Origin of the sequence: Rhizobium lentis, from assembly GCF_017352135.1 — a bacterium.
Classification (GTDB): Bacteria; Pseudomonadota; Alphaproteobacteria; order Rhizobiales; family Rhizobiaceae; genus Rhizobium; species Rhizobium lentis.
On sequence record NZ_CP071455.1, the window covers coordinates 607400 to 634397 of the forward strand.

Sequence of the window (26998 nt, forward strand, 5' to 3'; positions counted from 1 at the left end):
GTTCCTGCAGCAAAGGTTTCAAGCCGAGCGAGACGCCGCCGCGATTCCCCTTCTCCCGCGCGGGGAGAAGATGCCGGCAGGCAGATCAGGGGGTGAGCGACGATAGGAGCGAATGCACGGAGCGCAAGCGAAGGGCAATAATTAAGGTAGAAACCTCATCCTATGGCGCCCCATCACGCCAGCAACACTTTCCCCCCTGTCCGGAAGGGCAAGGCAGAGCGCAACGCTTCGCCCACCTTTTCCAGCGGAAACACCTCCCGCACCTCGGTGGCGATAACCTTGGCCACGATCTCAGCGGCGATCTCGGAATAGGCGCGCTGGACGTCATCGATCGCTTCGGAATGCACCCATTCCCGCAGGTGGCAATAGGAAAAGGCGATATCGGGATGGGAGGCCCAGAAGGCGGGCGGGATGCTTTGGCCTGACAAGAGGCCGTAATGCAGGAAATGTCCGCCGGGTTTGAGCGCATCGGCGAGCACCGAGGCGCGCGGGCCACCGACGCAGTCGAGCACCGCGTCGAGCCCGTGCCGGCCGGCGAGGCCGGCGGCGAGATCATTCTCCGCCTTGTCGATGATAACAGCTTCGAGCCGGCCGCGGAGGCGCGCCAGCGAGGCCTCGCTGCGGACGATTGCAATCGGTTCAACGCCGACGGCATTCGCCATGCCGATCAGGATCGACCCGATCGACGAGGCGGCGGCATTGATGGCGATGCGCATGCCTGACTTCAGCCCGATCTTCTGGTGCAGCATCAGCCAGGCGGTCATCGGGTTGACGTAGCTCGTCGCCGCTTCGAAATCGGAAAGCGCGTCGGGCACACGAAGGCACCAGCCCGGATCGGTGTCCTTGAACTCCTGCCATCCGCCGGCGCTGCGCACCGGCAGCACGCGCGCGCCCGGGCAAAGGCCGCAAACCTCCTCGCCGCACTCTTCGACGACGCCGAAGGCTTCGAAGCCCGGAATGAAGGGCAGGGTCGTGCGTCCGGCATAGGCGCCCGAAATGGTGATGATATCGGAGGGATTGATCGAGCGGGCCAGCAGGCGCACCCGCACCTTGTCGCGCGCGAGCGGCGGCAGTTCGGCACATTCGATCCCGACGACCTCCTCGGCCGGCCCGAATTTTCGCACGACCGCCTGATATTGCATTTGCATCCCCCACACAGTCGGTTAGAACACGCCTTCGAAATTTCGGTGATCGAATGAGCGTTGACGACAGGCCTTTAGCATCGTTCCGGGTCTCGATGCGAGACATCGACATCTATGGTCATGTCCACAATTCGGTTTATCTCGATTACTGCGAGGATGCGGTCGTCGAATTTTTGCGCGACCGCGACATTCTCAGCCACTTCCGCCACACCACCTCGGGCGTTGCCTATCACGTCAAGAAAGCGGAGATCACCTTTCACAGCCCGATCGATGTCGACGATGTCGTCGAGGCGAAGGTCAATATCGAGAAGATCGGGCGTTCGAGCCTCTCCTTTACGATCGAGCTCTATCGCCAGCGCGACGGCGCTCACTGCGCATCGAGCGGACTAGTCTGGGTCTGCGTCGGCATCTCCGACAGCCGCCCGACGCCGATCCCCGAGGCGACCAGAGCCGCCTTGTCGCAGGGCTGAGCCATGCCGATCCACAAAGAGCTTCTTCGACACGCCACCGAGAGACCGGAGAAGCCAGCGGTCGCAATCGACGGCCGCTCCCTGAGCTATGGCGAACTCCATACCCGCGCGAGCGCGATCTGTCGCCTTCTCCAAGCGCTTCCGCGCTCGAGCCGCCGCTCACTCGATCTGCCCGGCGTGGAGAAGCTCGTGGGTTTGAGCCTCGGTAATCACATCGGCTTTGCCGAATATTTCGCCGCCGCCACCGCCTCGCCGCATGCCGCGGCGGTCATCGATCCGATGATGCCGGCCGAAAGGATCGAGCGCATCGTCGAGCGCCTGGCGCCCGACGTGCTTGTGGTCGACGACGGTGCCAGCCCGAGCGCCGAAATCGGTCGCAGGCTCGGCATTCCTGTCATCGTCGCCGGAGCGGAGCCCTTCGACCTTGCAGCAACGGGAGACGGCCTGCCCGTCGATGTCGAGGGTATCTTCCTGATCGGCTTCACCTCAGGCACAACGGCCGAGCCGAAGGCCTATTATCGCTCGCGCGAGCAGTGGCGCCGGAGCCTCGACCGCGGACGTCTCGTTTTCGAACTCCAGGACGCGCCCTCGACCGTTTGCCCGGGAGCGCTCGCGCATGGGCTGGCACTTTACGCACTGGTCGAGGCGCTCGACGCCGGGGCGACTTTCCATTCCGTGGGGAAATGGGATGCCGGCGCGGTCGCGCGTATTCTCTGCTCGGCTGGCATAGAACGGCTGGTCGCCGTGCCCACCCATATCGCCGGTATCGCGAGAGCGTGGGCGGGTGAACCCGCGCTGACCGCGCTCCGCGACGTGCTGACGGCAGGCGCGAAATTGAACCTAAGCGAGGTCGAATCCATCCGCCGGCTCTTCCCGCAGGCGCGCATCCGCGAATATTACGGCGCCTCCGAGATCGGCTTCATGACAGTCTCGACGCTTGTCGGCGGCAAGACCGATTATCCGATCGACCGGGTGGGGCGCGCCTATCCCGGCGTCGAAATCTCCATCCGCGATCCTGATGAAAACGATGTCGGCGCCGATGTGCCGGGCACCATCTTCGTCAACAGCGACCTGATCGCCGACGGCTATCTCTGGGGCGACGACGGTCAGGCGTTCCGGGTCACCAAGGCGGGTGCCACGGTCGGCGATCTCGGCGAGATCGATCAAAACGGCATGCTGCGGGTGATCGGCCGGGCCGGCGGCATGATGATATCGGGCGGCAACAATGTCTACCCCGCCGAAGTCGAGAGCGCGCTCAAAACCTGCCCCGGCGTCGAGGATGCCGTCGTCTTCGGGCTGCCGGATGCCTATTACGGCCAAAGGATCGTCGCCGTCGTCGCGGGCGAGGCGACGGACGCGAAAATTCTCGCAGACCATTGCGCAGCCAAGCTTGCAAGGTTCAAGATCCCCAGGGAGTTCCACCGCATCGGCTCCTGGCCGATGACGAGCAGCGGCAAGATCGCGCGCGGGCAGGTGGAAGCATCGGTGATTGCGGGAGGCGGTCTTGTCCTACGCCTATCAGCCTGACGAGGATTGGCAGCCGGTCGTGGTCGCCGCCTACCGCACGCCGATCGGCCGTGCCTTCGGCTCGCTGGCGACGGTCGCGGCCGAAGATCTGCTTGCCCCGATCATCCGCCGGGTCCTTGCGGAAACGGGCGTTGCCCCAGAAAACATCGAAGATGTGCTGGTCGGCAATGCCGCCGGCGGCGGCGGCAATATCGGCCGGCTGGCGGCGCTCAATGCAGGCTTGCCCATGGCCGTTCCCGGCGTTGCCATCGACCGGCAGTGCGGTTCGGGGCTGGAAGCAATCATCCTGGCCGCCCGGCTGATCCAGGCGAAGGCGGGAGCCTGTTTTCTCGCCGGCGGCGTCGAGAGCGTCAGCACCGCGCCATGGCGCGTCGAAAGGCCGAAAGCCAGCGGTGCGCTGCCGCGTTTTTACGGGCGCGCGCGGTTTTCGCCTGAGGCAGTCGGCGATCCCGAGATGGGTGTTGCCGCCGAAAATGTTGCGCGCGCCTTCGGCATATCGCGCCAACGGCAGGATGAATTCGCCCTGCGCAGCCACCGGCTCGCGGTAGCAGCGGCGGAAGCCGGCCTGTTCCGGCCGGAGATCGTCGAGATCGCCACCGGTCACGGGCTGGTGGAGCGGGACGAATGCCCGCGCCCGACGACCTCGATGGAAGCGCTGGCAAACCTGAAGCCCGTCTTCCAGGCCGATGGTTCCGTGACGGCAGGCAATGCCTGCCCTGTGAATGACGGCGCCTGCCTGGTGCTGGTCATGAGCCGCGGCATGGCCAGACGCCTCGGCATTGAAAAAGGCCTCGCCTTCATCGACAGCGCCGCCGCCGGCGTCGACCCCAAGCTGCTCGGCATCGGCCCGGTCGCTTCGACTGGAAAGCTCCTGAAGCGCCAGCCCGAACTATCGCTTTCCGAGGCCGACGCCATCGAATTCAACGAAGCTTTCGCGTCCCAGGTTCTGGCGTCGCTCGATCAGCTCGGTATATCAGCCGACGCGGTCAACAAGGAAGGCGGCGCCATCGCGCTCGGCCATCCCTTCGGTGCTTCCGGCGCGATTCTCGTTAGCCGACTATATAGTCAGCTGGTGCGCGGCGATCGCTGGTCGCCCGCCGCAACCGGCCTCGCGCTGATCGGCATCGGCGGCGGCATCGGGCTGACGGCGCTGTTCGAGGCAGTCAGGCTTTCTCAATAGGAAGCAGATCTCTGCCTAGGCAAGCCGTCCGGTTTGTACCAGCGCCCGCCCCTCACCCTAAGCCTGACCCTAACCCTCTCCCCGCTCGCGGGGAGAGAGGACGTGCCATGCGCGAGAGGAACTGAGACGGCGAGGCATGTCCCTTCGCCCCGCGAGCGGGGAGAAGTGGCGGCAGCCGGATGAGGGGCGACGCCAACGCGAATTCTCCATTTCCACAAAATGGCTCTCTCGCAGGGCCAGCTCCCCTACACCTTGGCATAGGGCGACAGCGACTGAGGGAGAATGGTCCGTCGCCGCGATCGGGCGCATTCTCCTGGCGATCGGTTCCGGCCGATGAAGCCGCTTGGCCTCGCCAGGTACGCGGTTTCGGCACGTCGAGCAGTTCCTGCTCGCCTTCATTCAGCAAAGGCACGTCAACAGAGGACATCCTCGTAACGGACAAGGGAGATTATCATGAAGATCGTCGTTATCGGCGGCACCGGGCTCATCGGCTCGAAGACCGTGGAGAGATTGCGCAAGAAGGGGCATGACGTTGTGGCGGCTTCGCCGAATTCGGGCGTCGACACGATCACCGGCAAGGGCGTGGCCGAGGCGCTCGCCGGTGCCAAGGTGGTGGTCGATCTCGCCAACTCGCCGTCCTTCGAGGACAAGGCCGTGCTCGAATTCTTCCAAACCTCGGGCCGCAACCTGCTCAAGGCCGGGGCTGCGGCCGGCGTTAAGCACCACATCGCGCTCTCGATCGTCGGCATGGAGCGGCTGCAGGGCAGCGGCTATATGCGCGCCAAGATGGCCCAGGAAGAGCTGATCAAGGGCTCCGGCATTCCCTACACCATCGTCCACTCCACACAGTTTCATGAATTCATGGCAGGCATCGCCGAGGCGAACACGGTCGGCCAGACCGTGCATCTGTCGCCGGCCTATCTGCAGCCGATCGCCTCGGACGACGTCGCCGACGTCATGGCCGAGGTGGCGCTCGCAGCACCTGTGAACGGCACGATCGAGATTGGCGGGCCGGAGAAGATCCGCCTCACCGAGATCGTAATGCGCCTCTTCAAGGCGACGAACGATCCGCGCCAGGTGATGGCGGATCCGCACGCCCGCTACTTCGGCGTCGAGCTCGACGACACTTCGCTGGTGACCGGCGCCAATGCGCGGCTCGGCAAGATCCGCTTCGACGACTGGCTGAGCCAGCAGCCGCCCCAGAAGAAGAGCGCCTGATAGCGAGGCAGGTGTCGAACCATTCTTATCATCCGAGGAGACCAGATATGCTCAGGAAATTGATCTCGGCGGCGGCCTTCGCCTTCGTCCTTGCCGCCGGCACTCAGGTTCACGCCGGAGGCGAAAAAGCCAAGGTAACCGTCGTTTTCGACCAGAAGCTTCCCAATGTTCCCGGCAAGAGCATGAAGGGCGTGCTGGTGGAATATCAGCCCGGCGGCATGTCACCCGGCCATACCCATCCGGATTCGGCCTTCATCTATGCCACCGTTCTCGAAGGTTCGATCCGCAGCGCGGTCAACGACCGCCCGGTGAAGACCTACAAATCCGGAGAAAGCTTCGCCGAATTCCCCGGCGATCACCACAGCGTCAGCGCAAACGCCAGCACGACCGAACCGGCGCGCCTGCTGGCAGTCTTCGTGCTGGATACGACCGAGACGGAACTGACGATCGACGACAAATGACCTCACGCCCGATGCCCGGCGCCGCCGGGCATCGTTTCCCACCGCCTCAGGCCGCCTGCAGCGCCAGTTCCAGATCGGCGATGAGATCATCCGGATGCTCGATGCCGATCGACAGGCGGATCGTCGATTCCAGCACGCCGATCCGCTCCCTGACATCGGCGGGCACGCCGGAATGCGTCATCGCAGCCGGATGGCTTGCGAGCGACTCCGTACCCCCGAGGCTGACGGCGAGCTTGAAGACCTGCAGCGCATTCAGGAATTTGAAGGAAGCCGGCTGGCCGCCGCGGATATCGAAAGAGAAGGTCGAGCCGGCGCCGGTGCATTGGGCGGCGAAGGTGCGGCCGGAGGGCGAGTCCGGATCATGGTAGGGGAGATAGTGTACCGTCTCGACCTTCGGGTGGTCGCGCAGGAAATCGGCGACGGCCCGGGCATTGCTGTTGGCCCGCTCCATGCGCAACTGCAGCGTTTCCAGCGACCGGCCGAGCATCCAGCAGGAATGCGGATCGAGCTGCGTGCCGATAGCACCGCGCAGTGCCTTCACCTGCTTGATGACTGCCTTGCGGCCGAGAACGGCGCCGGCGATGAGATCGGAATGGCCGCCGACATATTTGGTCAGCGAATAGAGCGAAATGTCGGCGCCATGCTCGATCGGCCGCTGGAAGACCGGTCCGAGCAGGGTGTTGTCGCAGACGACGATCGGCACATGTCCCTGCTTCGCGCCGATCTCATCGGCCACGCGCCGGATCATTGCGACGTCGACGAGGCTGTTGGTCGGGTTGGCGGGCGTCTCGATCAGGATGACGGAAACGCGGCCCTTTCCGAGCGCCTCATCCGCCGCCTTCTGCACCGATGTCTCGCTGACGCCATCGGCAAAGCCGACCGCGGCAACGCCGAAATTGAGAAAGGTTTTCGCCAGCAGGGTTTCGGTGCCGCCATAAAGCGGCTGCGAATGCAGGATTGCATCGCCCGGCCGCACGAAGGCGAACAGGGTCGTGGCGATCGCCGCCATTCCCGAGGAAAACAGCGCGCCGCTTTCCGTCCGCTCATAGACGGCGAGCCGATCTTCGACGATCTCGCTGTTGGGATGGTTGAAGCGCGAATAGACGAGGCCCGCGCCCTTGCCCGCCGGCGGCTCGCGCCGGCCAGAGACGTAATCGAAGAAATCGCGGCCATCCTCGGCGGAGTTGAAGACGAAGGTGGAGGTCAGGAATACCGGCGGCTTGACCGCGCCTTCCGAGAGTTCGGGATCGTAGCCGTAATTTAGCATCTGCGTTTCAGGATGCAGCGCGTGATTGCCGATATGGGTTTTGGAAGGATGCGGGGCGGTCATGATCGTCTCCTCTGCCGACGTGCCGAAGCACAAAATACATCAAAACCGCATCGGGCGAGCAGCCATCGATGAGGCTCCTTAACGATCAGCTCACCGTCTCGCCCAGCGTGTCCGCGACATAGGCACCGCGCGCGCCCATCGGCAGCGGCGGGCCTGTGGTCGTGTCCTTCGCGGTCTGGTGTTCCAGCTCGGCGTTGAGCTCTGCCCCGAGGATGAGAATGACGACGGAAAGCCAGATCCAGACGAGGAAACCGATCAGCGCGCCAAGCGTGCCGTAAGTCGCGTTGTAATTGGCGAAATGCTCGAGATAGAAGGAGAAGCCGACCGACATGGCGGCCCAGGCGAATGTGGTCAGCCCCGCGCCCCACGTCATCCAGCGGACCCTGGCAGGCTCACGGCTCGGGCCGAAACGATAGACCAAGGTCACGGCCACGGCGACGACGAAAAGAAGCAGCGGCCATCTCAGGAGAAGCGCCATATTCTCCTTGAACTGGTCGAGCCAGAGATAGGAGAGCACGACGGGCATCACGCCGACGAGCGCCACCATGACGACGGCGAAAACCATCGCGCATAGGGTGAAACAGAGGCCGATCAGGTTCAGCCTGATGAGACTGCGCTTCTCCCTTTCCTCATAGGCGACGTTCATGGCGTCGAAGATCGCCAGCGTGCCGCTATGGGTGCTCCAGAGCGCGATCGCGAGACCGATGAAGAATGTGATGCCGAGGGTGCTTTCGCGATTTTCGACGAGCGCCTTGATCTGGTCGGCAAGAAGATCAAAGGCACCGGGCGGCAGCAGGATGGCGAGCTCGCGCAGATGTTCTGAAATCGTCACCGGATCGGCCACCAGCCCATAGAGCGAGACGAGGGCCGCGAGCGCAGGGAATATCGCCAGCAGCAGATAAAAGGTCACGCCCGCGGCAATCAGGGTGACCCGGTCGTCCAGGATCTCATGGAACACACGCCAGAACACATCGCGAAGACCGCTCAGCGGAATGGCTTCCGGCGTGGCCGCACTGCGCCCATGATCATCACCGGACCAGGCGGTTGGGGCAGGCGGAGCCAGCGAACCGCGCTGCCTTGCCTGCACAAACACAAACACCCCGATCGCGGCCGCCATCATTGCGGCGGCGAGCGGATATCTCTTGAGGTGGAGCACCTCAGCCATTACCCTATCCTCCGATTTGCTTCGGGGATAACGCTGCGCGCCGCTAAAGGATGCAAGCCATTGCTTTCCCGCGGAGAATCCCGGCGGGGGGGGGGGGTGGCTCGCCTGCAGCGATGAGCACGGCGGGTCAGAATCCGGCACCGTTTCACAGATTCATAAGCAGCTGATTTTGTTGAATTGGTTTCGAGCTACGGAAGCGAACCAGCAGTTTGATTTCGTTACTAGGGCATGAGCGCAATTTTGGTCACCGCCGCCGGGGTGCGGCTTTGCGGTTCCGAGGCAGAATATTCGCGCGAAAAACGTCCAAAGAGCGCGGTTCGAACCTGAATTCGGCGTCAAATATCAAGGCTCGAGCGACGCCTCGCACCAGCGGCGGCCAACCGAGTGGAGACGAGGCAGGTCAATCCTATTCCGGCAACCCGGCCTTGCGCAATGCCGATGCCAGCTTATCCATGAGCTGAGGCCGCACGACATCCATTCGCACAAACTCGCTGATCGTCCAGCCGGGCGCGACCTCCAGCAGTCGCCCGGCCGCCGCTCGGGCGGCCTCCAGCCGGTCAAGATTGGCATAGCTCGCCACCAGGCTGGCGTGGAGAATGCTGAAGCCAGGGTTCACCTGAATACCGAGCGCTGAATATTTTACCGCGTCCTCGAAGTGCGCGGTAAACAGGCTGACCCAGGCCAATGCCAGATAGGAATGATAGTTCATCGGATCGAGCGGACTGAGCCGGAGCGCCTTGAATGCGTGATCGCGCGACTGCTCATAGGTTTCGTTGAACATATGCACCATCGAACTCAGCCCGTAGGCGAGCGACGCATTGCCGTCCAGCATCAGCGCCCTGTCGAGCGCGTTGATCGAGCGGTCGTAATCATGGGTGATCGTCGCGTGAACGAATGCGCCCAGGCAAAGCGCCTGCGGATCGTCCCCGCCGGTATTGAGCGCCGCGTTCGCGTGTCTCAGCGCCGCAGCCCTGTCCTCGGGATGGAAGCCGCCACGCAGGAAACGCTGCTCATATCCCCAGGCAGCATAGCCATGGGCGCAGGCGTAGCTGGGATCGAGGCGCAAGGCCTCGCCCAACAATCGCAGGGCTTCGCCGGTCTCCGCCGGGGTGTTGGCATAGCTGTGCGGCAAGGCGCGGAGGAAAAAGTCGTAGGCATCAAGGCTATCCGGCCGTTTGCGGCGTGCACGCTCGATCTCCGCGCGCCAGATCGTCGGCTCAAGCGTGCCGACAATGCGTTCAGTCAACTGATCCTGTAAGTCGAAGATATCCTCGGCCGCGCCCTCGAACCTGTCGGCCCAGATGTGGGTTGCGTCCTTGCCCTCAATGAGTTGCGCGGTGATGCGCAACCGGTTCGCCGCCCGCCTGATACTGCCTTCCAGCACGTAGCGGACACCGAGTTCCCTGGCGATCTGCCGGATGTCGATCGTCCTGCCTTTGTAAGCGAAAGTGGAATTTCGCGCGATGACGAACAGGCTCGGAATCTTCGAAAGATTGGTGATGACATCCTCGACCAATCCATCGGCGAAATACTCCTGCTCGGGATCGCCGCTCATGTTTGCAAAGGCCAGAACGGCGATCGACGGCTTGTTCGGCAGGGGAGGCGCCCTCGCCAACCGCGCTTCCGGAGACGTGCCTTCCTGCACGATGCGGTGGACTGTGATCGGCTCGGCAATGTTCTTGACCTGCTGCTCGCCCATCGATTCGAATCCGAAGGCAAGGGTCTTTTCGACCTCGCGCACCACCTTGCCGGAGATGCATATGCCGCCGGGATCGCCGAGCTGCTGCAGACGCGCCGACACGTTGACGCCCTCCCCATAGCGGTCGTCGCCATCGACGATGACCTCGCCGAGATTGAGCCCTATTCTCAGCTCCAGCCGCTCGTTCTGCGGCACCTCCGCATTGCGCTCGTTCAGCGCGCGCTGCAGCGATACGGCGCATTCAACGGCATCCACGACGCTGCCGAATTCGGCAAGCAAGCCATCACCCATGAGCTTGAAGATGCAGCCGCGTCGCTTGGCGATTTCCGGCTCGATCACTTCCTTGCGTATCCCGGTGAGGCGCTCGAACGTCCCCGTCTCGTCACGCTCCATCAGCGCCGAGTACCCAACCACGTCGGCCGCTAGGATCGCCGCAAGCTTCCTGTCCATCTGTCCCTCACACGACGGCATGCCGAACATTAACATAGAAGCAGAAAGCCACCTAGGGAGCCGCCTCCGGTATCGACGGCCAGGATGGATGCCGGTTGAAGCTTGGATTGGGCGATCCGTTGTCCGCGGACAACCGGTCAATGTAGAACCCGCAGGACATGCCAAAGGCGGGCCTCCGCAGAATACTCGTGTCACACCGGGAACGTATGGCTTCCATACCGTCGACTTCCATACCGAACTGGCGTCACCAGCACATGGCACCTCGACTGGCGTAGACGGTCAGGCGGCTTCTCGCGCCCTTGCTGGCAGGCTGACATTCACCATCTCTTCGGTTGTCCGCGGACAACGCTCCCCAAGCTGGCGATAGCGGACAACCGGGTGACACATCCGCCCCGCCCTCCTTCTTCGACATTCCCTGCACGGCATCGACGCAACCACCTGGCTTGAATTCGCCTCATTGCGGCACTACCTCGTGACGAGCCGAAGCGCTGCACCCCTCCTGGGTTGCTTCGGCCCGATGGACAGCATTCCTCCTCCCATGCTGTCGGTCACTATCGAAGCCCGGCGCCTCTCTCCCCGCGCCGGGCTTCTGTCAGTTCGATGCACCAGCGCACCCGCCTCATCCTTCGTGGCCCCTTGCGGGGCGCCTCAGGATGAGGCTCTCTTCAACCTGACGCGGCCCAACACCTCCCATTGGATGCAACGCGCCAAGCACCAGGTCAAAAACAACCGAGGCGACAAATGAACAGGCTTGCGCAATGCCATTGCGGATCACTGCGCGCAAAGACTTCGGGCGACCCGCTCACGGTGAGCATGTGCCACTGCCGCGATTGCCAGCCGAGAACCGGAGCCGTCGCGGGAAGCGGTGCGATCTTTGCGAAGGCCGAGGCGACGATCGAGGGCGATCGCAAGATTTTCGAACGGGACGCCGCGCAAGGGCGCAAAGTTCGATTCCACTTTTGCCCGAACTGCTGGGACGTCATTATTCTTTGAAGGCGACTTCAATCCGGAGCTCTGCGTCATCGCGGCCGGCGCCTTCGCTGACCCGGCATTCCCACCGCCGTTGGTTTCCGTCTACGAGGAGTCCAGGCATGATAGGGTTCAGCTTCCTCAAGGGGTGAAGCACGCCCAGCGCGGGTTGGCTTCATCGGCGGCGGACAAGGAGCCGGGCAACGGATAGCGCCAGCCGGACGGCACTTTGCCTGGAGGCCTCACAGCTGACTTTCAAGCCTACAGCCAGGTTACAAACCCCACTTCGGACCATCCTCCGATAATCTGATCTCGACCGGATCGCCGCTCACCTCGACCGATGGACCGCCGAGCACGTTCCAGCGAAACAGGTTGAGATGCCAGCCGCCGGGGATCAATCTCGATCGATCAATGATGCCGTCAGCACCAGCGGCTCTGGCAGCGTCGGCCGTGCGCCATGACGGCGGCTCCTCGCCGGCCGTCAACGCGAAGCGCCAAGACAAATTAGAGACATTCCGGTCGATGCCGAGCCGTTCACACGCCTGCTGAGCATGCTGATCAAGCACAAGTGCATTGCCGACCGACAGCGGCACGACAACACGCCGCCGTCCATCCTCGCGCATATAAACCGAAATCGCCATGATCGCCCATTCGGCCGAAGCGCTCATATAGAGGGCAGGCTGGCCGAGCCTGTGGTAACGGCCCGCGCTCTGGATCGAGTACGCGATCGAGGCGCTCGACCAGCACAGAACGAAAGAAGCGACCGCTCACATTGCGAAAGATGCTCGGCGGTTCACGTGCTGGCGATTGCTCGTGCATATGAGCCTCCGAATTATCGATGCAAAAATGCGACGATCGGCAATCGCCGACAGAGTCGCATCAGCTCTGAGCATGATGGCGAAAGGCGTACACGGTTCAAACGTGCTCTTTCGCACCTTTTATGGGACTTGAGCCGCCTACAGAAGTAGCGGAAATTAAGTCCAATATCGCTTCCGCAATTGACATGATCAAAACAAAATCAATGCGTTGTTCCTTCCACCGCAAACCGCGGGACACTGGCAAGCCAAACCCGAGCAGGCGGCCGAATGTGGACCGGAGTTTTGCGACGATCGCCGCAAGGGAGGGCTTTTCGAAATCGCGCGGCTGGATATTATCTGCTGCGTCAGTCCAAGGACCAGGTGAGGCACTGCCTCTGAATTACCGATTGCGAAGTTCGAAAGGTCAGCGGAGCTTGCACTGCCATGAAATCATTCGTTCTGCTGATAGGCTTTCCCGGCGTCGGAAAGCTGACGATCGCGAAAGAGTTAAGCCCGCTCCTGGCTGCAAAAGTTATCGATAATCACTGGTTCAATAATCCAATACTGCGTCTGCTCGACGACGACGGGACGACACCCCTTCCCAGCGGAATATGGAAATATACCGGCAGAGTCCGGCAAGCCGTCCTGGATGCGATTGTCGACCATGCCCCTCCTACTGCGAATTTCATCTTCACACATGCCGGATTGGGAGGGGATGAGCGCAGCATCCGCACCTTTCAGCAGATTGCCGACGCCGCCCGGCAATGCGAGGCGCTGCTGGTGCCGGTGCGATTGCTTTGCGATGAGGAGGAACTGGCGCGCCGCGTTACCATGCCGGCGCGTCGCGAGCGGTTGAAGTCGATTGACGCACAGGCCTCTAGGGAAAGGAGCAGGCGAGCTCAGGTCCTCGATCCTCAACATCGATTTACCCTGAATTTGGATGTGACATCAAAGACCGCCGAAGCGAGCGCAGCGGCGATGATCATATCCTGAGCGTGGCAGCCGGAGACTTCGGTTCGCTTTCGTGCAACGATGTCGTCAACCCGCCGTAGCCAGGGGAAGTTCGCGTTGCGATGGTTCAGAGCGCAATTCCATTCTCGACCGCCCAAGCGCTAAAACGCTCTTTAGCGGCAGGTCTGGATGTGATTGCCGCTTGCAACCTTCGAGTGGCCTCCGCCTTGTCGCCCGCCAACCAAGCTGCGCTGAACGATTTCAAAGATGGGCTATCCCTTAGGGCCGCGGCAACATGCGAGAGGTCGCGATGGATATCGAGCCAAGGCAGTCCGACCGACTGCATTTTCTCCACCAGATCAGCGGATATTGCGCTTAGGTTTACCCCTGGCTCAACGACCTACCAATGGTCTTGGCCATAGGCAAGACTTCCCAGCCTTTCTCGAATTGTAGACTCGTACTCCTTGGGCTTGCCGGCAGCTACCCCCTCTCCAGAGAGGGCTGCAACCGACGCCATGTAGACCCCGAGGTTTACAGTAAATTGTCCCCTGTCGCCGAAATTGGAGCGACTTGCCTGGACATTGACAATCAACCAGTTTTCGCCGTCGGCTTTATGCCAATTTCGCCCGGATTTCTTAAAACCGTGAGCTCGCAGCAGGTCCGCAAACCCAAGTTTGATAACGTCGTCAATGCGATCCACAATCCGCTCCTTGTCTCTTGCTTCAGCTGCTCACACCACCAGCATCCCCTGCCGCTCGGCAATCGTCACCACCGCGCGTGTCCCGGAGTTGAACTCTAGAAAATCCGCCTCGATGCCGTCGCTGAAAATGACGCCGTGTTCCGGCATTTCGGAGACGATGGTAAGCGGCTGGTTCTGGGAGACGAGACCGGCGACGATGCTCGTGCCGGTCGTGCGGCTGGGGAAGGGTTCGCGGACGAAATAGCGCAGGTAATCCGCGTCCCAGGGGAAGGTCATGTCCAGCGCCTTTCGGTCGGGGTCGATGCCGAGCGCGCTTGCAGCTCCGAGCCAGCCGGAATAGAGGCTCTTCAGCCAGCCGGTCGAGCCCATGCCTGTGGAGACGATGATGCCGCTGGAGGACTGGCGCTCCTCGCGCTCCTCGGCGTGCAGGATGTAACGGGCCGAGGCGTGGCTTTGCGGGCCGATGAAGAGGTCGTTGACCGCGTGGATGACGGCGCCGGTGTTGAGCGTCGCCTTGGCCATGCTGACCCGCTTGATCGGCCGCTTGTTTTTCAGCGCCTCGCCGATCACTTTCGGAAGGCTCTTCGGATTGAAGGGAAGCAGCAGGCCGTCCCAGCGCTTGGGATCGGGATTGACGCCGAGGACCGGCTGCACGTCGAGATATTTCAGCGTGTTGGCGACGAGACCATCCTGGCCGAGCACGACGACGACATCGTCGGGGCCGAAGACGAAGTTCGCGAGGTAGCGGCGCTCCAGACGCTGGACGCGGGCGACGGCGCGAAGGCTCCCTTCCACGTCGGCGATGGCAGCTTCGTACCGCTTCTTTTCGGCGAGATAATCGCTGAAATCGGCGCCGAGATGCTCGACGTAAAACTGTGCCTGCTGCACCGTGTTGTAGCGGGCGATGAGTTCGTCGAGCCGGGTCGGCCTGACGACCAGGATGATCTTGCGTTCGTCAGAGGCCGGCACGATCCTTGCCCTCCTGCGGCTGCAATATCTCCCTCAGAAGATCGGGCGAGACGTTCAGCTGGCCGATCTTCGTCGCATTGTCGGCGAGGTCGCGGAAGGCGAGCGCCATCAGCTGACCCGGCTGCATGCCGACCGAGGCGAGCGCCTGCAGCACTTTCGGATCGGCCTCTTCGAAGGATTTCATCATCGCCGTCATCGCATAGGCCTGGGCGTCGGCCTCGGCCCGGGCGTTGGCCGCCGACAGTGTCACCAGTTCGCGGTTCTGCTCCTCGAGCGCGATCTTGCCGGCCATCTCTTCCCGCCGGATCTGCAGCTGCCGCTCCTGCACGGCGCGTTCGGCCTCCATCTGGGCTTCGCGCACCTGCCGCCTCTTATTCTCCAGCGTGATCTCGGTGGCGATCTCGTTTTCCTTGATCGTCCGCTCCTGTTCGATCGCGGCGTTGCGCCTGGTATAGATGGCTTCGTCGGCCTGGCGGAGCAGGGCTTCGCGCGCATGCGCTTCCAGCGCCTTTGATGTCTCGGCCTTCGGCATGACGGCGAGCAACGACAGGCCGAGGATCTCGAGGCCAAGCGCTTCGATCGTCGGATGGACCTTGAGAGCTTCCGCCACGCCGGCGACGAGGGCCTCGCCCGAGGCCAGCACTTCCTTGAGCGACAGTGTCTGAACCTCGGCCCGCATGGCCACCTGAACGCGGTCGATCACCCGGGTCGAAAGCTTCTGCGGATCTTCCGAGACGTAGGCACCCCTACGGTCGAGCGTGAAGTTCAAAAGTGCCGCCGTGCGGCGCGGCTCGGCGATGCGGTAGGTGATCTGCCCCTGCACCGTCACTTCCTGGAAGTCCGATGTCACCAGGGGAAAGATGAAAGGATCGTTGACGCTCGCTGTCGGCACCAGCACGAGGGAGCTCGACGGCGAAAAGTGCCAGAAGGCCAGGCCCGCGCCTTCGCGGATGACATTGCCATTCTGATATTGGATGACGTATTGCGTGGGTTCCGTCTTAATGAAGCGCAGTCCGAACATATCCGTTTCCCTATTCCCGACACGAGCCCCTCGCTCGTGTCGTAAAGGAGAAAACATGACTTAGTGATAAATGTCAACTAACTTAGTTGAAGATTTACACTAAGGCTGACCCATGCTATCTTCCGATCATGACGACCCATGACAATGACGCCTTCAAACCGATCGCGACCATCGATCTCGCGATCTTCTCGCTGTCGCCGGCCGGGCTTTCCGTGCTGCTCGTGCGGCGGGCGAACGCGCCTTTTGCCGGCGAATGGGCCTTGCCCGGCGGCTGGATCCACATCGACGAGGATATCGATCTGGAGGCTGCCGCGCGCCGCGTGCTGAAGGAAAAGACCGGCGTCGAGACACCCTATCTCGAACAGCTGCAAACGACTGGGAGCGCCGGCCGGGACCCGAGGGGCTGGAGCATCAGCATCGTCTATATCGCGTTGCTTTCGTCCGACGATGTGGCGGAACGGCAGGATGCGATGGCCGAGGAGGCCGAATGGCGGCCGGTCGAGGGTGACGGCGTCGGCATTCCCATCGCTTTCGACCACGCATCGCTACTCAAGGAGGCGCTCGTCCGCATCCGCAGCAAGGTTGAATATTCGAGCCTGCCCGGCCATCTGCTGCCTGTCCGTTTCACATTGAGCGAGCTGCAATCGGTCTATGAGAGCCTTCTCGGCCGCAAGCTCGACAAATCGGCTTTTCGAAAGCGCATGGCCGAAGCCGATTTCCTCGAGCCGGTGGAGGGCGAAATGCGCCGGGCGAGCAATCGGCCCGCCCAGGTGTTTCGCTTGAAGGACACCCAGTCGCTGACGCTGTTCGACCGAAAGATTTAGCCTCTGCACCCTTTCGGGCGCGGGAAGATGGGTCGACGATCTCTTTCGAACCTCCAGACAGGCTGATGCGGAACAATGATGGTCCGGCGAGGTTGTGCATGGGCTAACCGTGCAACATCCCAAGGAGGATATAAGATGCGTATGAAACTCGTAGCAGCTTCGCTTTTCGCTCTCGGCTTGGCCACGTCGGCCTTCGCCCAGTCCAATCCGGCTCCGGCCGGCGCCACGATCGACAAGAATGCCGCCGATCAGGGCGGCGGAGCGAGCGGCGACATGAAAGCCAAGAAGCCGATGGCGACGGACACCACCACGACCGGCTCAACCACCAGCGGCACGATGAAAATGGACAAGACCAAGTGCCCGAACCCGGTCAACAACTCCGCCAATCTCCAGACACAGGGCGGCACCAGCAACGCCACCCCGATGGACGAAGCCTGCGCAGCTCACAACAACTGAGCCGCTTCTTGCAACAACAACCCCGCTTCGGCGGGGTTCTTGCTGCCGGCTCTTTCCTGTAGTGTTATTGACTCGCCGAAAGGTCGTTGCTATGAATTGGGTAATCGATAACCCAAGCGCAGCCCATGACCGCCTCACTCAACGACATAGCCGCCCGTGCAGGCGTTTCCGTCAAGACGGTGTCGGGCGCGCTGCACGGCGGTTCGGCGCGGATGTCGGAGGACACACGACAGCGCATCAAGGAGATCGCGGAAGAGCTCGGCTACGTCACCAACTTCGCCGCCCGCAGCATGCGGCAGGGCTGGATGCCGCTCGTCGGCCTCATCGCGGATGATCTAATCACATCACCATTCGCAACCGAGATCATCCGGGGGCTCGACGGCGCGGTCCGCGCCGCAGACATGGCCGTCTTCGCGATGACCCTCGGCGGCCACCGGAGCGTGGCATCGATCCTCGACGAGATGCGCCGCTTTCGCCCGAGAGCGATCGCCTATGCCGCCATGTATCACAAGAGCGTCGACCTGCCGCGCGAATTTGCCGATGCGGTTGGCGTCATGATCAACTGCCGGGACGCCAACGACCGTGTAACCTCGCTGGTGCCTGATGAAACCGGCGCCGCGGTCGAGATTACGAACCACCTAATAGACGCGGGCCGACGCAATATCGCCTTCCTCAATCTGCCGGGGCTGCTCGCCGGCGAACTGCGCGAACTTGGCTTCCGGCAGGCGCTCGATCACGCCGGCATCGATGGGGCAGGGGCTGTCGTCCTGCCTGCGGTCAGCAAGGCGGTCTACAGCGATCGCGCCCACAGTCTCGTGCCGACGCATGTCCATGACCTCATCAACCGCTCCCGCCGTCCTGACGCCATCCTGTGCGGCAATGACCGTGTAGCCATGGAAGTCTACGCCGCGCTGCGCCGTGCAGGCGCGACCATTCCCGACGACGTTGCGGTTGCGAGTTTCGACAACCAGGTCGAAATCGCCTCCCGCCTCGATCCGCCGCTCACCACGATGGCACTGCCGCATAGGGCAATGGGCCGTCAGGCGGCCCAAATCCTGCTTGCCGAAGACCGGTCGCCGGTCGGAGTGCAGAAACTGCCGTTCCAGCTGGTGGAGCGGGCATCCGTGTAAATTGAGTCAGCCATTCTATTGAGGAGGAATTCAAATGGGTAAACGTTTACTTTGGTCTCTGATCTTGTCCTCGGCGCTGACCGCCACATGGGCTGACGCAGCCGAGAAGACCGCCGTCCAGGTCATGCACCAGGGCGATCCCGGCTTCGTTGCCGCCTATGGCAAAGTGGCGGAGCGTTTCGAGGCTGCCAATCCCGATGTCGACATCCAGTTCATCTACGCGCCGCACGATGCCTATAATGAGAAGTTCAGCGCAGCCGTCATGGCCAAACAGCTGCCCGACGTCATGGAACTCGATGCGCCGTTCCTCGCCAATTACGTCTGGTCGGGATATCTGCAGCCCCTCAAGCCGCTGGTCGACAAGGACTTGCTCGACGACATGACGGAGTCCAACATCGCCCAGGGGACATACCCGATCGATAAGGATCTCTATGCGATCGGTCTGACAGATTCCTCGGTCGTTCTCTATGGCAACAAGAAATATCTCGAAGCAATCGGCGCCCGTATCCCGAAGTCCGTCGACGATGCGTGGACCCGCGAAGAATTTGAGGGCTATCTCGAAAAGCTTTCGAAACTCGACGGCGTGAAGTGGCCGATCGACACCTTCCGCGGCTACGGCATCAAGACCGAATGGATCACCTATGCCTATGGACCCATCCTGCAGTCTGCCGGCTGCGATCTGATCGACCGCAAGGCCTGGAAATCGGAGGGCACGCTCGACAGCGACGCCTGCGCCGATGCGCTCGCCATGATGCAGAAATGGGTCAAGAACGGCTGGGTCGTGCCGCAATCGGCCGGGACCAATCAGTTCTTCGCCGAAGGCAATCCGGCAGCCCTGGCTCTCGGCGGGCACTGGGTCTACGCAGAGGCCGCCGCGACGATGAAGGACAATATCGTCGTCCTGCCGCTCCCGAAGTTCGGCACGAAGGGCGCGAGTCCCAACGGCACGTGGATCTGGGCGATCACCAAGACGTCGAAACATCCCGACATCGCGGCAAAATTCATCAGCTTCATGCTGAAGGACAAGGAATACCGCGCCTATGTCGCAAGCCAGTCCGGCTATCCCGGTTTGAAGAGCTTCGCCGCCGAATCTCCGCTCTATGCCGCCGGCGGCCCGATGGCGATCGCCTTCGAACAGGCATCGAAGACGGCCATCGCCCGCCCGCCGCATCCGGCCTACCCCACAATCACCTCGGCCTTCATGCAGGCCGTCGACGAGGCTTTCAATGGCGGCGATCCCAAGGAGGCGCTGACGTCCGCCGCCAGGAAGATCGATCAGGATATCGAGGACAATGACGGCTATCCGCCGTTCGGTGACGAGCAGTAACCGCCATAGTCCGGCAGGTAATGCCTTGCGATGTCCAATTGGGCATCGCAAGGCAGGACGGGCATCAAGCGTGGAGAGGAGGAGCGACATGGTCATGCAGCAATCAACATCGTCAACGGCCGTCCCGGTGACGGCGCGCCGGCGCGACAAGGGGCGGCTGATGCAGGAAGCGGCCATGCTCGCGCCGGCCGTGATCCTGCTGACCGTCTTCCTGATCGTGCCGTTCTTCCTGTCCTTCTGGACGGCCATGACCAATCAGCCTCTGGTGCCGCGGCCGACACCCGTCCGGTTCATCTGGTTCAGCAATTTCATCCGCATCTTCAAGGACGAGCTCTTCTGGACCGCCCTCTGGAACGTGTCGCGCTTCACCTTCTGGATCATTCCGGCGCAGTGCGGCCTCGCTTTCGCGACGGCGCTGCTGCTGCATCAAAAGCTGCCGCTGCGCAATCTGTTGCGCGGCATGTTCTTTCTGCCGGCGATCACCTCAATGGTGGTGGTCTGCGTCATCTGGGGAACCCTGTTCCAGTATCCCACCGGGCCGTTCAACCAGATCCTCGGCTTCCTCTCCGGCGGAGCGATCCAGCCGATCGATTGGCTCGGCGACCCGCAGTGGGCGATGTTCTCGATCGTCCTACTCTCGGCCTGGCAAGCCTATGGCTTCCAGATGATCGTCTACCTCGCCGGCCTTCAGGGTATTCCCGACGAACTGTACGATGCCGCCAAGATCGACGGCGCCAACGCCTTCCGGCGTTTCTGGCACGTGACCATGCCCGGCCTGCGGCCGACCCACGTCTTCGTCCTCGTGATTACGACGATCCAGGCGTTCAAGCTTTATACGCAGGTCGCCATCCTGACGCAGGGCGGACCGAAGAGCAGCACCGAAACGGTGGTGCATTACATGGTCCGTGCCGGCTTCGAGGAGCAGAAAATGGGCTATGCCTCCGCCGTCTCGGTGATCCTGTTCGTCATCGTTCTCATCATCGCGCTGATCCAGCGCCAGCTCTTGAGGCGCTTCGATGTCTGATATTGCTCTGTCCATCCCGCAATCGCGCGTGGCGCAGCCTCGCTCGGCTACCCGGGTTCTGCGAGCCATCCAGGTGACTTGCATCTTCATCATCGCCCTGGTGATCGTGTCTCCGCTGCTGCTCCTGGTCGTGGCGAGCCTCAAGGACGACCGGTTCCAGATTCTGGCCGATATGGGCAGCTTCCGCGCCTTCTGGGTTTCGAATCCGACGCTTTCCAACTACGCCGAGGTCGGCCACCTCTCGGGCGAACTCGCCTTCGGGCGCTACCTCATCAACTCGCTGATCATCCTGATCACGACGGTTTGTTCCGGGCTGATCGTCAATTCGATGGCCGGCTTCGTTCTGGCCTGGGGGTCGCTCAAGGGCCGCGCCGTCATCCTGGCGATCGTGATTGCGCTTTACGTGATTCCGCAGGAGAGCATCATCATGCCCCTCGTGATCATGGTCTCGCGGGCGGGAATGTCCGACACCTTTGCGGTGCAGATCGTGCCTTGGGTCGCGAGCCCTCTCTATATCTTCCTGTTCTACCAGTTCTTTTCGCAGCTGCCGAAGGAACTGCTGGAAGCCGCCGAGATCGATGGCGCAAGCTTTTTCCGGGCCTACCGATCGATCTTCCTGCCGCTCAGCCTGCCCGCCCTAGCCACCGTCTCGATCCTGATGGGGATCGAGACCTGGAACCAGTATCTCTGGCCGATCCTCGTCACGCAGACGGACTACGCCCGGCCGATCGCGGTCGCCATCGCGACCTTCTTCGGACAGGACAGCATCTACTGGGATCGCGCGATGGCCGCCTCCGTTTTGATGATGATCCCGATCCTGGGACTCTACCTCGCATTCCAGCGCTGGTTCGTGAGTTCCTTCATCGGCTCCGCCGTGAAAGGTTGACATATGACAGACCAAGCGATTTCTCAGCCCCATCAGCGCGGGCGGGAGACAATCAACGCTGTCCTGCCTGCCGGAACCATGATCCACGCGTGGATCAAGGCATCGGCCGGAAACAGCTCGGGATGGCTGACCGCATATGTCGCCGGCGAGCCGGCAGCAGCCGTCGAAACAGCAAATCCCGACGAGTTTGAGTTCCGGCAACTGACGCTGGAAAGCGGCGGAGACACGGTCTTCTCCTTCGATCCGGTAACGACCGATATCTCGGTTCTCTATGCCTTCCTTCCATCTCGCGTTCTCGAAGAAGGCATCCGGCTGCTCCATGTCCGGCCTGCCAATGCCGCCCCTGAAGTTGCCGGCGGCTATCATTTCCGCCCGCCTTTCGGCTGGATGAACGATCCCAATGGCTTCGGGAGATTCGACGGCAGACTGCACCTCTTCTACCAACACTATCCGCATAGCCTTCGCTGGAACAATATGCATTGGGGCCATGCGGTCTCCGACGACTATCTTCGCTGGACCCATCTTCCCGTCTTCCTTCCCCCTTCGGAAGAAATCGCCGCGCGCGCCGATGGGCGGGGCGGCGCATTTTCCGGCTCGGCGATCGCTCTCCCCGGCGAGGCCGGCCTGCGTATCTTCTTTACCGAGCATGTGAAGGACCGGGAGCCGGAGGAGCAGGTTCAGTTCACGGCCGTCACCCGTGATTTCGTCAAAGCCGAGCCGGCAACCCTCATCCTGCCGGCGCGCCCAGCGGGTCTCGGCCTCACCACCGACTTCCGCGATCCCTATGTGTTCCGGGGGCCTGACGGCAAATGGAAGATGTTGCTGGGGACGCGAGACCGCGAGGGCGGCGTGATCCTGCTCTATGAAACCGAGGATCCGGCTGCGGCGGCGGGATGGACCTTTCTCGGCGTTATCCACCGCGAAAACCGTTTCGGAATGACGGCGGCGGAGTGCCCATGCCTGATTCCGGTCGACGGCCCCGCAAACGACCCATCGACGCGATGGGCGCTGATCTTCGGTCTTCTGACCAGCCGCGACCCGGCAACCGGCCGGCGCAACGTGACGCTTGCGACCGTCGGCCGCTTCGATGGCCTGAGGTTTGCCGTGGAATTCGAACAGGAACTCGATTTCGGCACCGACGCCTACGCGTTCCAGGCCTTCGTCGACGAGACCGGCCCGATCGGGATCGCGTGGCTGGCGAACTGGACCGATGTCTCCAGGGAAACGGACATGCCGACGGCGATGACGCTGCCGCGCCGGCTGGCGTTGCGCGGCGGCGCATTGATCACGCCGCCGATCGGTGCCGTAGAAAGCCTGCGGCAGCGCCGACTGGATGCCGGAGGCTTGCTGGACGGCCTTCCCGTCGACCTCGCCAATGGCGCCGTCGAAATCCTGCTCACTCTGGCCGAGGCCGGCAACGCCTTCCGCCTCGCATTTGAACATCCCGAGGCGAAGGTCGAAGTTGAGTTGAACGAGGATGGGCTGAGCATTCCGTTTTCGCTGGCGAATGCCAAGACGTCACCGCGCTACATCGCCGCCGGCGCACGCCCATCGACAGTCCGGATATTCCTGGACGCAGGCTCGATCGAGGTCTTCGCCGACGATGGCCGCTGGACGGGGACCAAGCGGCTCCCCGGTTTCAACGGGGTCAACTCCGTGCGCCTTGTCGCGCCCGCCGGCAATGTGCTTGCCGCCGAAATCTGGCAGCTTGGTCTTTGATCCCAGGAGGAGAAGGCAAGGCGGCATCGCCCACTGCCGTGTCCTGACCCTACGAAGCACGGCCGCCAGGGCGGCCGTGCGTTCTCATCCCTTCTGCGTCCGCCGTCTGACGGCGTCGCTGAAGCTGCGCCCATGACCGAACTCGGCAACATGATCCCAGCGCAGAACCGTGGCAAGCAGTTCGTCCGGTATCGTACAGCAACGAATAGAGTGCCAACGACTTTCCTCTTCATCTCAGGAGAGAAAAATGTCTTCCTTATCTTCACTGCGCCCTGCGCCGAATTGCAAAGAAACGTCGAAAATCGAATTGGAAATCGTCGAACTGACACCGGCCTTGCGCGCCTTTGCCCGACGGTTTCTGCGCAGCGAGGACGACATCGATGACCTCGTTCAGGAAACCTTGCTGAAGGCGCTGAACTCGCTTCATCTCTACAAACCCGGCACCTCGCTCAAATCCTGGCTTTTCACCATCCTTCGAAACACGTTCTGTACCAATTACCGCCGGCAGAAACGCGAACCAGCCGGAATGGACGCGGCGATGGAACAGGTGGCGATCGCTCCAACCCAGGAGTGGGTCCTGCGGGAGCGTGAGCTGCAGCGGGCATTGACGTTTCTTTCCGACGACCGGCGTCGGGCCCTGACATTGGTGGCTGCCGGAACGAGTTACGAGGATGCCGCCAGGATGTGCGGGTGCCGGATCGGCACGTTGAAAAGCCGTGTGAGCCGCGCCCGTGAGTGCCTGGCTCAGATGCTCGGAAACCACCTCGTCGACTGAGCACCTTGCGCCGTCTTGTGCTCACATCCTTTGCATCACGCCGTAAACGAGAATCGAGACGTAGAGCAAAAAGGTGATGGCGACCATCGTCGCGATCAGAGCGATGGCCAGCCACAGGGGTTTCGTGCCGTTCCGCTGCTGTTCAGCATTCAGCCGGTCCACTCGGATAGGGTCCTCTTTGGGCCACTTCATCAGGGATTGGCTTCCCTTGAATATAGCGTGGACTGCTCGCTTGTGCTGGTCGAGTTCCACGAAAGCGTCGCGCCGAGCACGATCAAAAGCCCGACCAGTACGATGGCCCCGATATAAATCAAAAAAGCACGACGATCCGATTCCTGGCTCATCTTCCGCTCCTTCGTCCCTCGAACCAGACAAGACCCGGAATGTTCCGGTCAACCGGCTGAGAAACAATCTACCAGCGCAGCAGGCGGGGCCCGGACACGGCGCCGACAGCCGCGGTGAGCAGGATGCCGAGTGTGTACCAGATCAACACGAAGGGCATGCCGTTTTCGGTGCAGAACCAGGAATAGACCCAGGCGCCGGCTCCTCCCGCGGCAATGCCAGTGACGAAGCCGGTCAGCCGCAGGTCCACCGGCGCGGCGCGGCGCAGGGCCCAGACCGCACCGGCATAGACCGGGATCGCAAAGCCGATGATGAACAGTGGGCAATGCAGTGCCGAGGAACCGAGGATCAGCACCCGATAGGCTTCGATCGGGCCCATCATAAGCTGGACGGCTGCGACGGCCGCCATGGCGGCGAAGATCAAGCCAAGAATACCGAAAAGACGTCCCTCGGAACCATCGGGACGGGAAAGCCGAAAGACGGCTGCAAAAGCCGCCACGGCAATCAGCGTGTTGTAGGCTGATTTCATCCAGAAGACCGGCTGCGTCAGGACATCAGGCATGTCGACCCTGAGACCGACGATGGCCAGCATCAGCAGCAGAGACAGGCCGAGGGCGGGCAGTATGCCAAGCGCGAGCCGACGGCGCAGCGCATGGCGCGGCACGGGTTTCAGGTCGCTTACAAGCCTCTCGATGATGTCGTCCGTCTCTGTCACGATGTGCCCCGCAATCTCTCGCCGAGCGCCTTGAGCGCCCGATGGATGCCGACTTTTACCGCTGATTCGGACTGGCCGGTGCGCTTTGCCGTGTCGGCGACCGATTGGCCCTCCAGTTTCACCTGCCGGATCAGTTCCTGTTGCTTCGGCGACAAGCCCTCGAGCAACCGCTCGACGTCCAGGCGGGCCGTCAGCCCTTCCTCATCGAAGTCACTTTCAAACTCCTCGCCGAGCTCGGTCTCGGCCATCCTGCGTCCGCCGCGGCCGCGGTGATGGTCGATCAGCTTGTAGCGGGCGATCGAGAAGAACCAGGCCGTAAAAGCTCTTTCCCGGTCATAAGTAGCTCGCCGGGAATGCAGTGCCAGCAATGTCTCCTGAACCAGGTCTTCCATATCCGCTTTCATCGCAGAGGCCATTCTGCGGCTGTAATACCCGACAAGCAGGACGCGCAACGCCGTCAGCAAACGCCGATAGGCCGCCTCGTCGCCGTCAAGGGACAGAAGCATCAGTGCTTTCAAGACTTGTTCCGTATGGGCGATCGTCATGCTGTCAGACAGTTCATTCGGGCAAACAGCCGATCGGTTACAGGGAAGAGTAAAAACAATTGCGGACATCACAGCTCTATCACATGCGCTTGAGGCTGTAACGCATCTCCACACCCTCTCGAATGCTTGGGTGGGAGCCGTCGGCGGGGCGCCGGCGGACACGGCAAACCCATGTCAGGAGAGTTCATGGCCAAGCTTTTTCCTACCCTTGCAGCCTGCGCCAGATATTTCGCCTGCTTGTAACCGAGCTGCCGCTCGACCCTGAGCCTTAACGGCGCTCCATGCGTCACTTTGAGGTCTCGGCCATTCATCGAATAGGCAAGTATCGTCTGCGGATGGAAGGCATCGACAGATGCTCTCATAATACCAGCCGCTGCCATCGAGTGTCTTTTCGTATTCGTCCGCGCAGTGGAACACGATGTAGCGGGCCTCCGGTTTCAGGCCGAGGCACTGCCGAGATATAGCTGCCGCTGTTACAGTAAGCTATCGCTTCGTTTTTTTCAGAGGGCCGATCAGCCGCTCATACTCCTCCTCCGCCTTGCCGTAGGCATCGGCGGCGAATTCCTCCAGGCCAGGGCGATCCCGGACGATCACCAGGCCGCGGACGGAGCGGATGAAATGGTTGCCCTCGAGCATATGCAGAGCCGTGGTGACGCTCGGCCGCCTGACCGCGAGCATCCAGGCGATGAACTCGTGCGTCAAAGCGAGCTTATCACCGTCGATTCGGTCATGGCACATCAATATCCAGCGGGCCAGCCGCTCGTCGATCCCGTGAATCGCATTGGAGAGCGCGGTGAACCCGGCCTGAACCGCGAGGACATGCGTGCTCCTGTGGAGCAGGCCGGCAAACACCGGCTGGGTTTTCATCAAATCCGCCAGCTTGTCCTGCGCCAACCGATAGGCAAAGCCAGGCACCTGGACGGCGACCTCGTTGATGCTGATCCCGGCGTCAATCGCCGCTCCGGTAGGTGCAAATCCGTCACGGCCGAACAAACCGGCTTCGACGCGATTGCCCTCGGGCGAGATGTTGATGACCGAACCGACGCCCGAGCAGGGAAAATAGGCGTACTCAATCGTTGCGCCGGCCTCGGCAATGACAAAGCCGCGGGGAGTGTCAGTCGGTTCGAGATGGGATTGGACGGCCGCAAACTCCTCCTCGGGCAAGAGCGCAAGTAAACGATTTTCCTTGTACGGTGTCATTGCTTC

At 62.0% G+C, this 26998-nt stretch carries 28 protein-coding genes and 1 pseudogene; 15 read left to right on the plus strand and 14 right to left on the minus strand.

Going from position 1 to position 26998, the window contains the following annotated elements; translation table 11 throughout:
- Window positions 1-173: 173 nt before the first annotated feature.
- Window positions 174-1142 (minus strand): zinc-dependent alcohol dehydrogenase family protein, encoded by a 969-nt coding sequence (locus J0663_RS25035; protein WP_207244704.1) that lies wholly within the window; start codon window positions 1140-1142, stop codon window positions 174-176.
- A gap of 53 nt (window positions 1143-1195) precedes the next feature.
- On the opposite strand from J0663_RS25035, the gene J0663_RS25040 reads away from it, so the two are divergent.
- The 5 genes from J0663_RS25040 (at window position 1196) to J0663_RS25060 (ending at window position 5998) form a co-directional block, all read left to right on the plus strand.
- Window positions 1196-1612: an acyl-CoA thioesterase gene (locus J0663_RS25040; RefSeq protein WP_207244705.1), complete on the plus strand. Its 417-nt coding sequence runs from the start codon at window positions 1196-1198 to the stop codon at window positions 1610-1612.
- Window positions 1613-1615: 3 nt separating this feature from the next.
- Window positions 1616-3139: a class I adenylate-forming enzyme family protein gene (locus tag J0663_RS25045; protein WP_207244706.1), complete on the plus strand. Its 1524-nt coding sequence runs from the start codon at window positions 1616-1618 to the stop codon at window positions 3137-3139.
- Complete coding sequence (locus J0663_RS25050; protein WP_207244707.1) at window positions 3117-4319, plus strand: thiolase family protein; 1203 nt, start codon at window positions 3117-3119, stop codon at window positions 4317-4319. The genes J0663_RS25045 and J0663_RS25050 overlap by 23 nt, the downstream gene beginning before the upstream one ends.
- Before the next feature lie 453 nt (window positions 4320-4772).
- Window positions 4773-5537 carry an SDR family oxidoreductase gene (locus J0663_RS25055; RefSeq protein ID WP_207244708.1) on the plus strand — a complete coding sequence of 255 codons (765 nt, stop codon included), beginning with the start codon at window positions 4773-4775 and terminating at the stop codon, window positions 5535-5537.
- 47 nt (window positions 5538-5584) lie between these two features.
- Window positions 5585-5998 (plus strand): cupin domain-containing protein, encoded by a 414-nt coding sequence (locus J0663_RS25060; RefSeq protein WP_207244709.1) that lies wholly within the window; start codon window positions 5585-5587, stop codon window positions 5996-5998.
- 46 nt (window positions 5999-6044) lie between these two features.
- Here the strand turns inward: J0663_RS25060 and J0663_RS25065 are convergent, their stop codons facing one another.
- The 3 genes from J0663_RS25065 to J0663_RS25075 all read right to left on the minus strand — a co-directional run bounded on the left by J0663_RS25065 (window position 6045) and on the right by J0663_RS25075 (window position 10642).
- Complete coding sequence (locus tag J0663_RS25065) at window positions 6045-7328, minus strand: cystathionine gamma-synthase family protein (RefSeq protein WP_207244710.1); 1284 nt, start codon at window positions 7326-7328, stop codon at window positions 6045-6047.
- An 85-nt stretch (window positions 7329-7413) separates the two neighbouring features.
- Window positions 7414-8493: a YihY/virulence factor BrkB family protein gene (locus tag J0663_RS25070; RefSeq protein WP_207244711.1), complete on the minus strand. Its 1080-nt coding sequence runs from the start codon at window positions 8491-8493 to the stop codon at window positions 7414-7416.
- A gap of 406 nt (window positions 8494-8899) precedes the next feature.
- The gene (locus J0663_RS25075; protein WP_207244712.1) at window positions 8900-10642 is read right to left on the minus strand and encodes an adenylate/guanylate cyclase domain-containing protein; all 1743 of its coding nucleotides are present in this window, start codon (window positions 10640-10642) and stop codon (window positions 8900-8902) included.
- Between the two features lie 741 nt (window positions 10643-11383).
- On the opposite strand from J0663_RS25075, the gene J0663_RS31435 reads away from it, so the two are divergent.
- On the plus strand, window positions 11384-11635 hold the full coding sequence (locus J0663_RS31435) for a GFA family protein (protein WP_246590427.1): 252 nt from the start codon (window positions 11384-11386) through the stop codon (window positions 11633-11635).
- 248 nt (window positions 11636-11883) lie between these two features.
- On the opposite strand, the gene J0663_RS25085 is transcribed toward J0663_RS31435, so the two are convergent.
- Window positions 11884-12279, minus strand: a complete 396-nt coding sequence (locus tag J0663_RS25085) for an RES domain-containing protein (RefSeq protein ID WP_246590428.1) — start codon at window positions 12277-12279, stop codon at window positions 11884-11886.
- Window positions 12280-12852: 573 nt separating this feature from the next.
- Between J0663_RS25085 and J0663_RS25090 the strand changes: the two genes are divergently transcribed.
- Window positions 12853-13401, plus strand: coding sequence for a DEAD/DEAH box helicase family protein (locus J0663_RS25090; protein ID WP_375337270.1), 549 nt, complete (start codon window positions 12853-12855; stop codon window positions 13399-13401).
- A gap of 358 nt (window positions 13402-13759) precedes the next feature.
- Here the strand turns inward: J0663_RS25090 and J0663_RS25095 are convergent, their stop codons facing one another.
- Genes J0663_RS25095 through J0663_RS25105 form a run of 3 tightly spaced genes read right to left on the minus strand, consistent with a single transcriptional unit; the run spans window position 13760 to window position 16049 of the window.
- Entirely contained in the window at window positions 13760-14059 is a 300-nt protein-coding gene (locus J0663_RS25095; protein ID WP_207244713.1) for a DUF4304 domain-containing protein, read from the minus strand.
- A 30-nt stretch (window positions 14060-14089) separates the two neighbouring features.
- Window positions 14090-15028 carry a diacylglycerol kinase catalytic domain-containing protein gene (locus J0663_RS25100; protein ID WP_207244714.1) on the minus strand — a complete coding sequence of 313 codons (939 nt, stop codon included), beginning with the start codon at window positions 15026-15028 and terminating at the stop codon, window positions 14090-14092.
- Window positions 15015-16049 carry an SPFH domain-containing protein gene (locus J0663_RS25105; RefSeq protein WP_207244715.1) on the minus strand — a complete coding sequence of 345 codons (1035 nt, stop codon included), beginning with the start codon at window positions 16047-16049 and terminating at the stop codon, window positions 15015-15017. Before J0663_RS25105 ends, J0663_RS25100 begins: the two co-directional genes overlap by 14 nt.
- 128 nt (window positions 16050-16177) lie before the next feature.
- Here J0663_RS25105 and J0663_RS25110 point away from each other — a divergent pair, with 128 nt between their 5' ends.
- From J0663_RS25110 to J0663_RS25145, 8 genes are all read left to right on the plus strand, one after another.
- Window positions 16178-16873 (plus strand): NUDIX hydrolase, encoded by a 696-nt coding sequence (locus J0663_RS25110; protein WP_207244716.1) that lies wholly within the window; start codon window positions 16178-16180, stop codon window positions 16871-16873.
- 135 nt (window positions 16874-17008) lie between these two features.
- Window positions 17009-17329 carry a hypothetical protein gene (locus J0663_RS25115; RefSeq protein ID WP_207244717.1) on the plus strand — a complete coding sequence of 107 codons (321 nt, stop codon included), beginning with the start codon at window positions 17009-17011 and terminating at the stop codon, window positions 17327-17329.
- A 125-nt stretch (window positions 17330-17454) separates the two neighbouring features.
- Complete coding sequence (locus tag J0663_RS25120; RefSeq protein WP_207244718.1) at window positions 17455-18459, plus strand: LacI family DNA-binding transcriptional regulator; 1005 nt, start codon at window positions 17455-17457, stop codon at window positions 18457-18459.
- 34 nt (window positions 18460-18493) lie between these two features.
- Entirely contained in the window at window positions 18494-19786 is a 1293-nt protein-coding gene (locus tag J0663_RS25125; protein ID WP_207244719.1) for an ABC transporter substrate-binding protein, read from the plus strand.
- 88 nt (window positions 19787-19874) lie between these two features.
- Window positions 19875-20810, plus strand: coding sequence for a carbohydrate ABC transporter permease (locus J0663_RS25130; protein ID WP_207244720.1), 936 nt, complete (start codon window positions 19875-19877; stop codon window positions 20808-20810).
- On the plus strand, window positions 20803-21696 hold the full coding sequence (locus J0663_RS25135) for a carbohydrate ABC transporter permease (protein WP_207244721.1): 894 nt from the start codon (window positions 20803-20805) through the stop codon (window positions 21694-21696). Before J0663_RS25130 ends, J0663_RS25135 begins: the two co-directional genes overlap by 8 nt.
- A 3-nt stretch (window positions 21697-21699) precedes the next feature.
- The gene (locus J0663_RS25140) at window positions 21700-23415 is read left to right on the plus strand and encodes a GH32 C-terminal domain-containing protein (RefSeq protein ID WP_207244722.1); all 1716 of its coding nucleotides are present in this window, start codon (window positions 21700-21702) and stop codon (window positions 23413-23415) included.
- 247 nt (window positions 23416-23662) lie between these two features.
- Window positions 23663-24190: a sigma-70 family RNA polymerase sigma factor gene (locus J0663_RS25145; RefSeq protein WP_207245497.1), complete on the plus strand. Its 528-nt coding sequence runs from the start codon at window positions 23663-23665 to the stop codon at window positions 24188-24190.
- 21 nt (window positions 24191-24211) lie between these two features.
- On the opposite strand, the gene J0663_RS25150 is transcribed toward J0663_RS25145, so the two are convergent.
- The 6 genes and pseudogenes from J0663_RS25150 to J0663_RS25175 form a co-directional block, all read right to left on the minus strand.
- Window positions 24212-24382 (minus strand): hypothetical protein, encoded by a 171-nt coding sequence (locus tag J0663_RS25150; RefSeq protein ID WP_207244723.1) that lies wholly within the window; start codon window positions 24380-24382, stop codon window positions 24212-24214.
- Window positions 24382-24534 (minus strand): hypothetical protein, encoded by a 153-nt coding sequence (locus J0663_RS25155; RefSeq protein ID WP_207244724.1) that lies wholly within the window; start codon window positions 24532-24534, stop codon window positions 24382-24384. Before J0663_RS25155 ends, J0663_RS25150 begins: the two co-directional genes overlap by 1 nt.
- 68 nt (window positions 24535-24602) lie before the next feature.
- Entirely contained in the window at window positions 24603-25247 is a 645-nt protein-coding gene (locus J0663_RS25160; RefSeq protein ID WP_207244725.1) for an NrsF family protein, read from the minus strand.
- Complete coding sequence (locus J0663_RS25165; protein WP_207244726.1) at window positions 25244-25792, minus strand: sigma-70 family RNA polymerase sigma factor; 549 nt, start codon at window positions 25790-25792, stop codon at window positions 25244-25246. Before J0663_RS25165 ends, J0663_RS25160 begins: the two co-directional genes overlap by 4 nt.
- 221 nt (window positions 25793-26013) lie before the next feature.
- Window positions 26014-26245 (minus strand): annotated as a pseudogene (locus tag J0663_RS25170) (molybdopterin-dependent oxidoreductase); the annotation flags it as partial.
- A 30-nt stretch (window positions 26246-26275) separates the two neighbouring features.
- A complete protein-coding gene (locus tag J0663_RS25175; RefSeq protein ID WP_207245498.1) occupies window positions 26276-26992 on the minus strand; it encodes a Crp/Fnr family transcriptional regulator in 717 nt (238 codons plus the stop codon).
- Window positions 26993-26998: the final 6 nt, after the last annotated feature.

Excerpts from the sequence above, each read along its gene's own strand:
- J0663_RS25135 (WP_207244721.1), top strand. The coding sequence starts at position 20,803 with ATGTCTGATATTGCTCTGTCCATCCCGCAATCGCGCGTGGCGCAGCCT.
- J0663_RS25155 (WP_207244724.1), bottom strand. The coding sequence starts at position 24,534 with ATGAGCCAGGAATCGGATCGTCGTGCTTTTTTGATTTATATCGGGGCC.
- J0663_RS25145 (WP_207245497.1), top strand. The coding sequence starts at position 23,663 with ATGTCTTCCTTATCTTCACTGCGCCCTGCGCCGAATTGCAAAGAAACG.
- J0663_RS25105 (WP_207244715.1), bottom strand. The coding sequence starts at position 16,049 with ATGTTCGGACTGCGCTTCATTAAGACGGAACCCACGCAATACGTCATC.
- J0663_RS25065 (WP_207244710.1), bottom strand. The coding sequence starts at position 7,328 with ATGACCGCCCCGCATCCTTCCAAAACCCATATCGGCAATCACGCGCTG.
- J0663_RS25090 (WP_375337270.1), top strand. The coding sequence starts at position 12,853 with ATGAAATCATTCGTTCTGCTGATAGGCTTTCCCGGCGTCGGAAAGCTG.
- J0663_RS25140 (WP_207244722.1), top strand. The coding sequence starts at position 21,700 with ATGACAGACCAAGCGATTTCTCAGCCCCATCAGCGCGGGCGGGAGACA.
- J0663_RS31435 (WP_246590427.1), top strand. The coding sequence starts at position 11,384 with ATGAACAGGCTTGCGCAATGCCATTGCGGATCACTGCGCGCAAAGACT.
- J0663_RS25175 (WP_207245498.1), bottom strand. The coding sequence starts at position 26,992 with ATGACACCGTACAAGGAAAATCGTTTACTTGCGCTCTTGCCCGAGGAG.
- J0663_RS25060 (WP_207244709.1), top strand. The coding sequence starts at position 5,585 with ATGCTCAGGAAATTGATCTCGGCGGCGGCCTTCGCCTTCGTCCTTGCC.
- J0663_RS25130 (WP_207244720.1), top strand. The coding sequence starts at position 19,875 with ATGGTCATGCAGCAATCAACATCGTCAACGGCCGTCCCGGTGACGGCG.
- J0663_RS25035 (WP_207244704.1), bottom strand. The coding sequence starts at position 1,142 with ATGCAATATCAGGCGGTCGTGCGAAAATTCGGGCCGGCCGAGGAGGTC.
- J0663_RS25150 (WP_207244723.1), bottom strand. The coding sequence starts at position 24,382 with ATGAAGTGGCCCAAAGAGGACCCTATCCGAGTGGACCGGCTGAATGCT.
- J0663_RS25045 (WP_207244706.1), top strand. The coding sequence starts at position 1,616 with ATGCCGATCCACAAAGAGCTTCTTCGACACGCCACCGAGAGACCGGAG.
- J0663_RS25165 (WP_207244726.1), bottom strand. The coding sequence starts at position 25,792 with ATGACGATCGCCCATACGGAACAAGTCTTGAAAGCACTGATGCTTCTG.
- J0663_RS25075 (WP_207244712.1), bottom strand. The coding sequence starts at position 10,642 with ATGGACAGGAAGCTTGCGGCGATCCTAGCGGCCGACGTGGTTGGGTAC.
- J0663_RS25040 (WP_207244705.1), top strand. The coding sequence starts at position 1,196 with ATGAGCGTTGACGACAGGCCTTTAGCATCGTTCCGGGTCTCGATGCGA.
- J0663_RS25070 (WP_207244711.1), bottom strand. The coding sequence starts at position 8,493 with ATGGCTGAGGTGCTCCACCTCAAGAGATATCCGCTCGCCGCCGCAATG.
- J0663_RS25085 (WP_246590428.1), bottom strand. The coding sequence starts at position 12,279 with ATGAGCGCTTCGGCCGAATGGGCGATCATGGCGATTTCGGTTTATATG.
- J0663_RS25055 (WP_207244708.1), top strand. The coding sequence starts at position 4,773 with ATGAAGATCGTCGTTATCGGCGGCACCGGGCTCATCGGCTCGAAGACC.
- J0663_RS25110 (WP_207244716.1), top strand. The coding sequence starts at position 16,178 with ATGACGACCCATGACAATGACGCCTTCAAACCGATCGCGACCATCGAT.
- J0663_RS25115 (WP_207244717.1), top strand. The coding sequence starts at position 17,009 with ATGCGTATGAAACTCGTAGCAGCTTCGCTTTTCGCTCTCGGCTTGGCC.
- J0663_RS25120 (WP_207244718.1), top strand. The coding sequence starts at position 17,455 with ATGACCGCCTCACTCAACGACATAGCCGCCCGTGCAGGCGTTTCCGTC.
- J0663_RS25125 (WP_207244719.1), top strand. The coding sequence starts at position 18,494 with ATGGGTAAACGTTTACTTTGGTCTCTGATCTTGTCCTCGGCGCTGACC.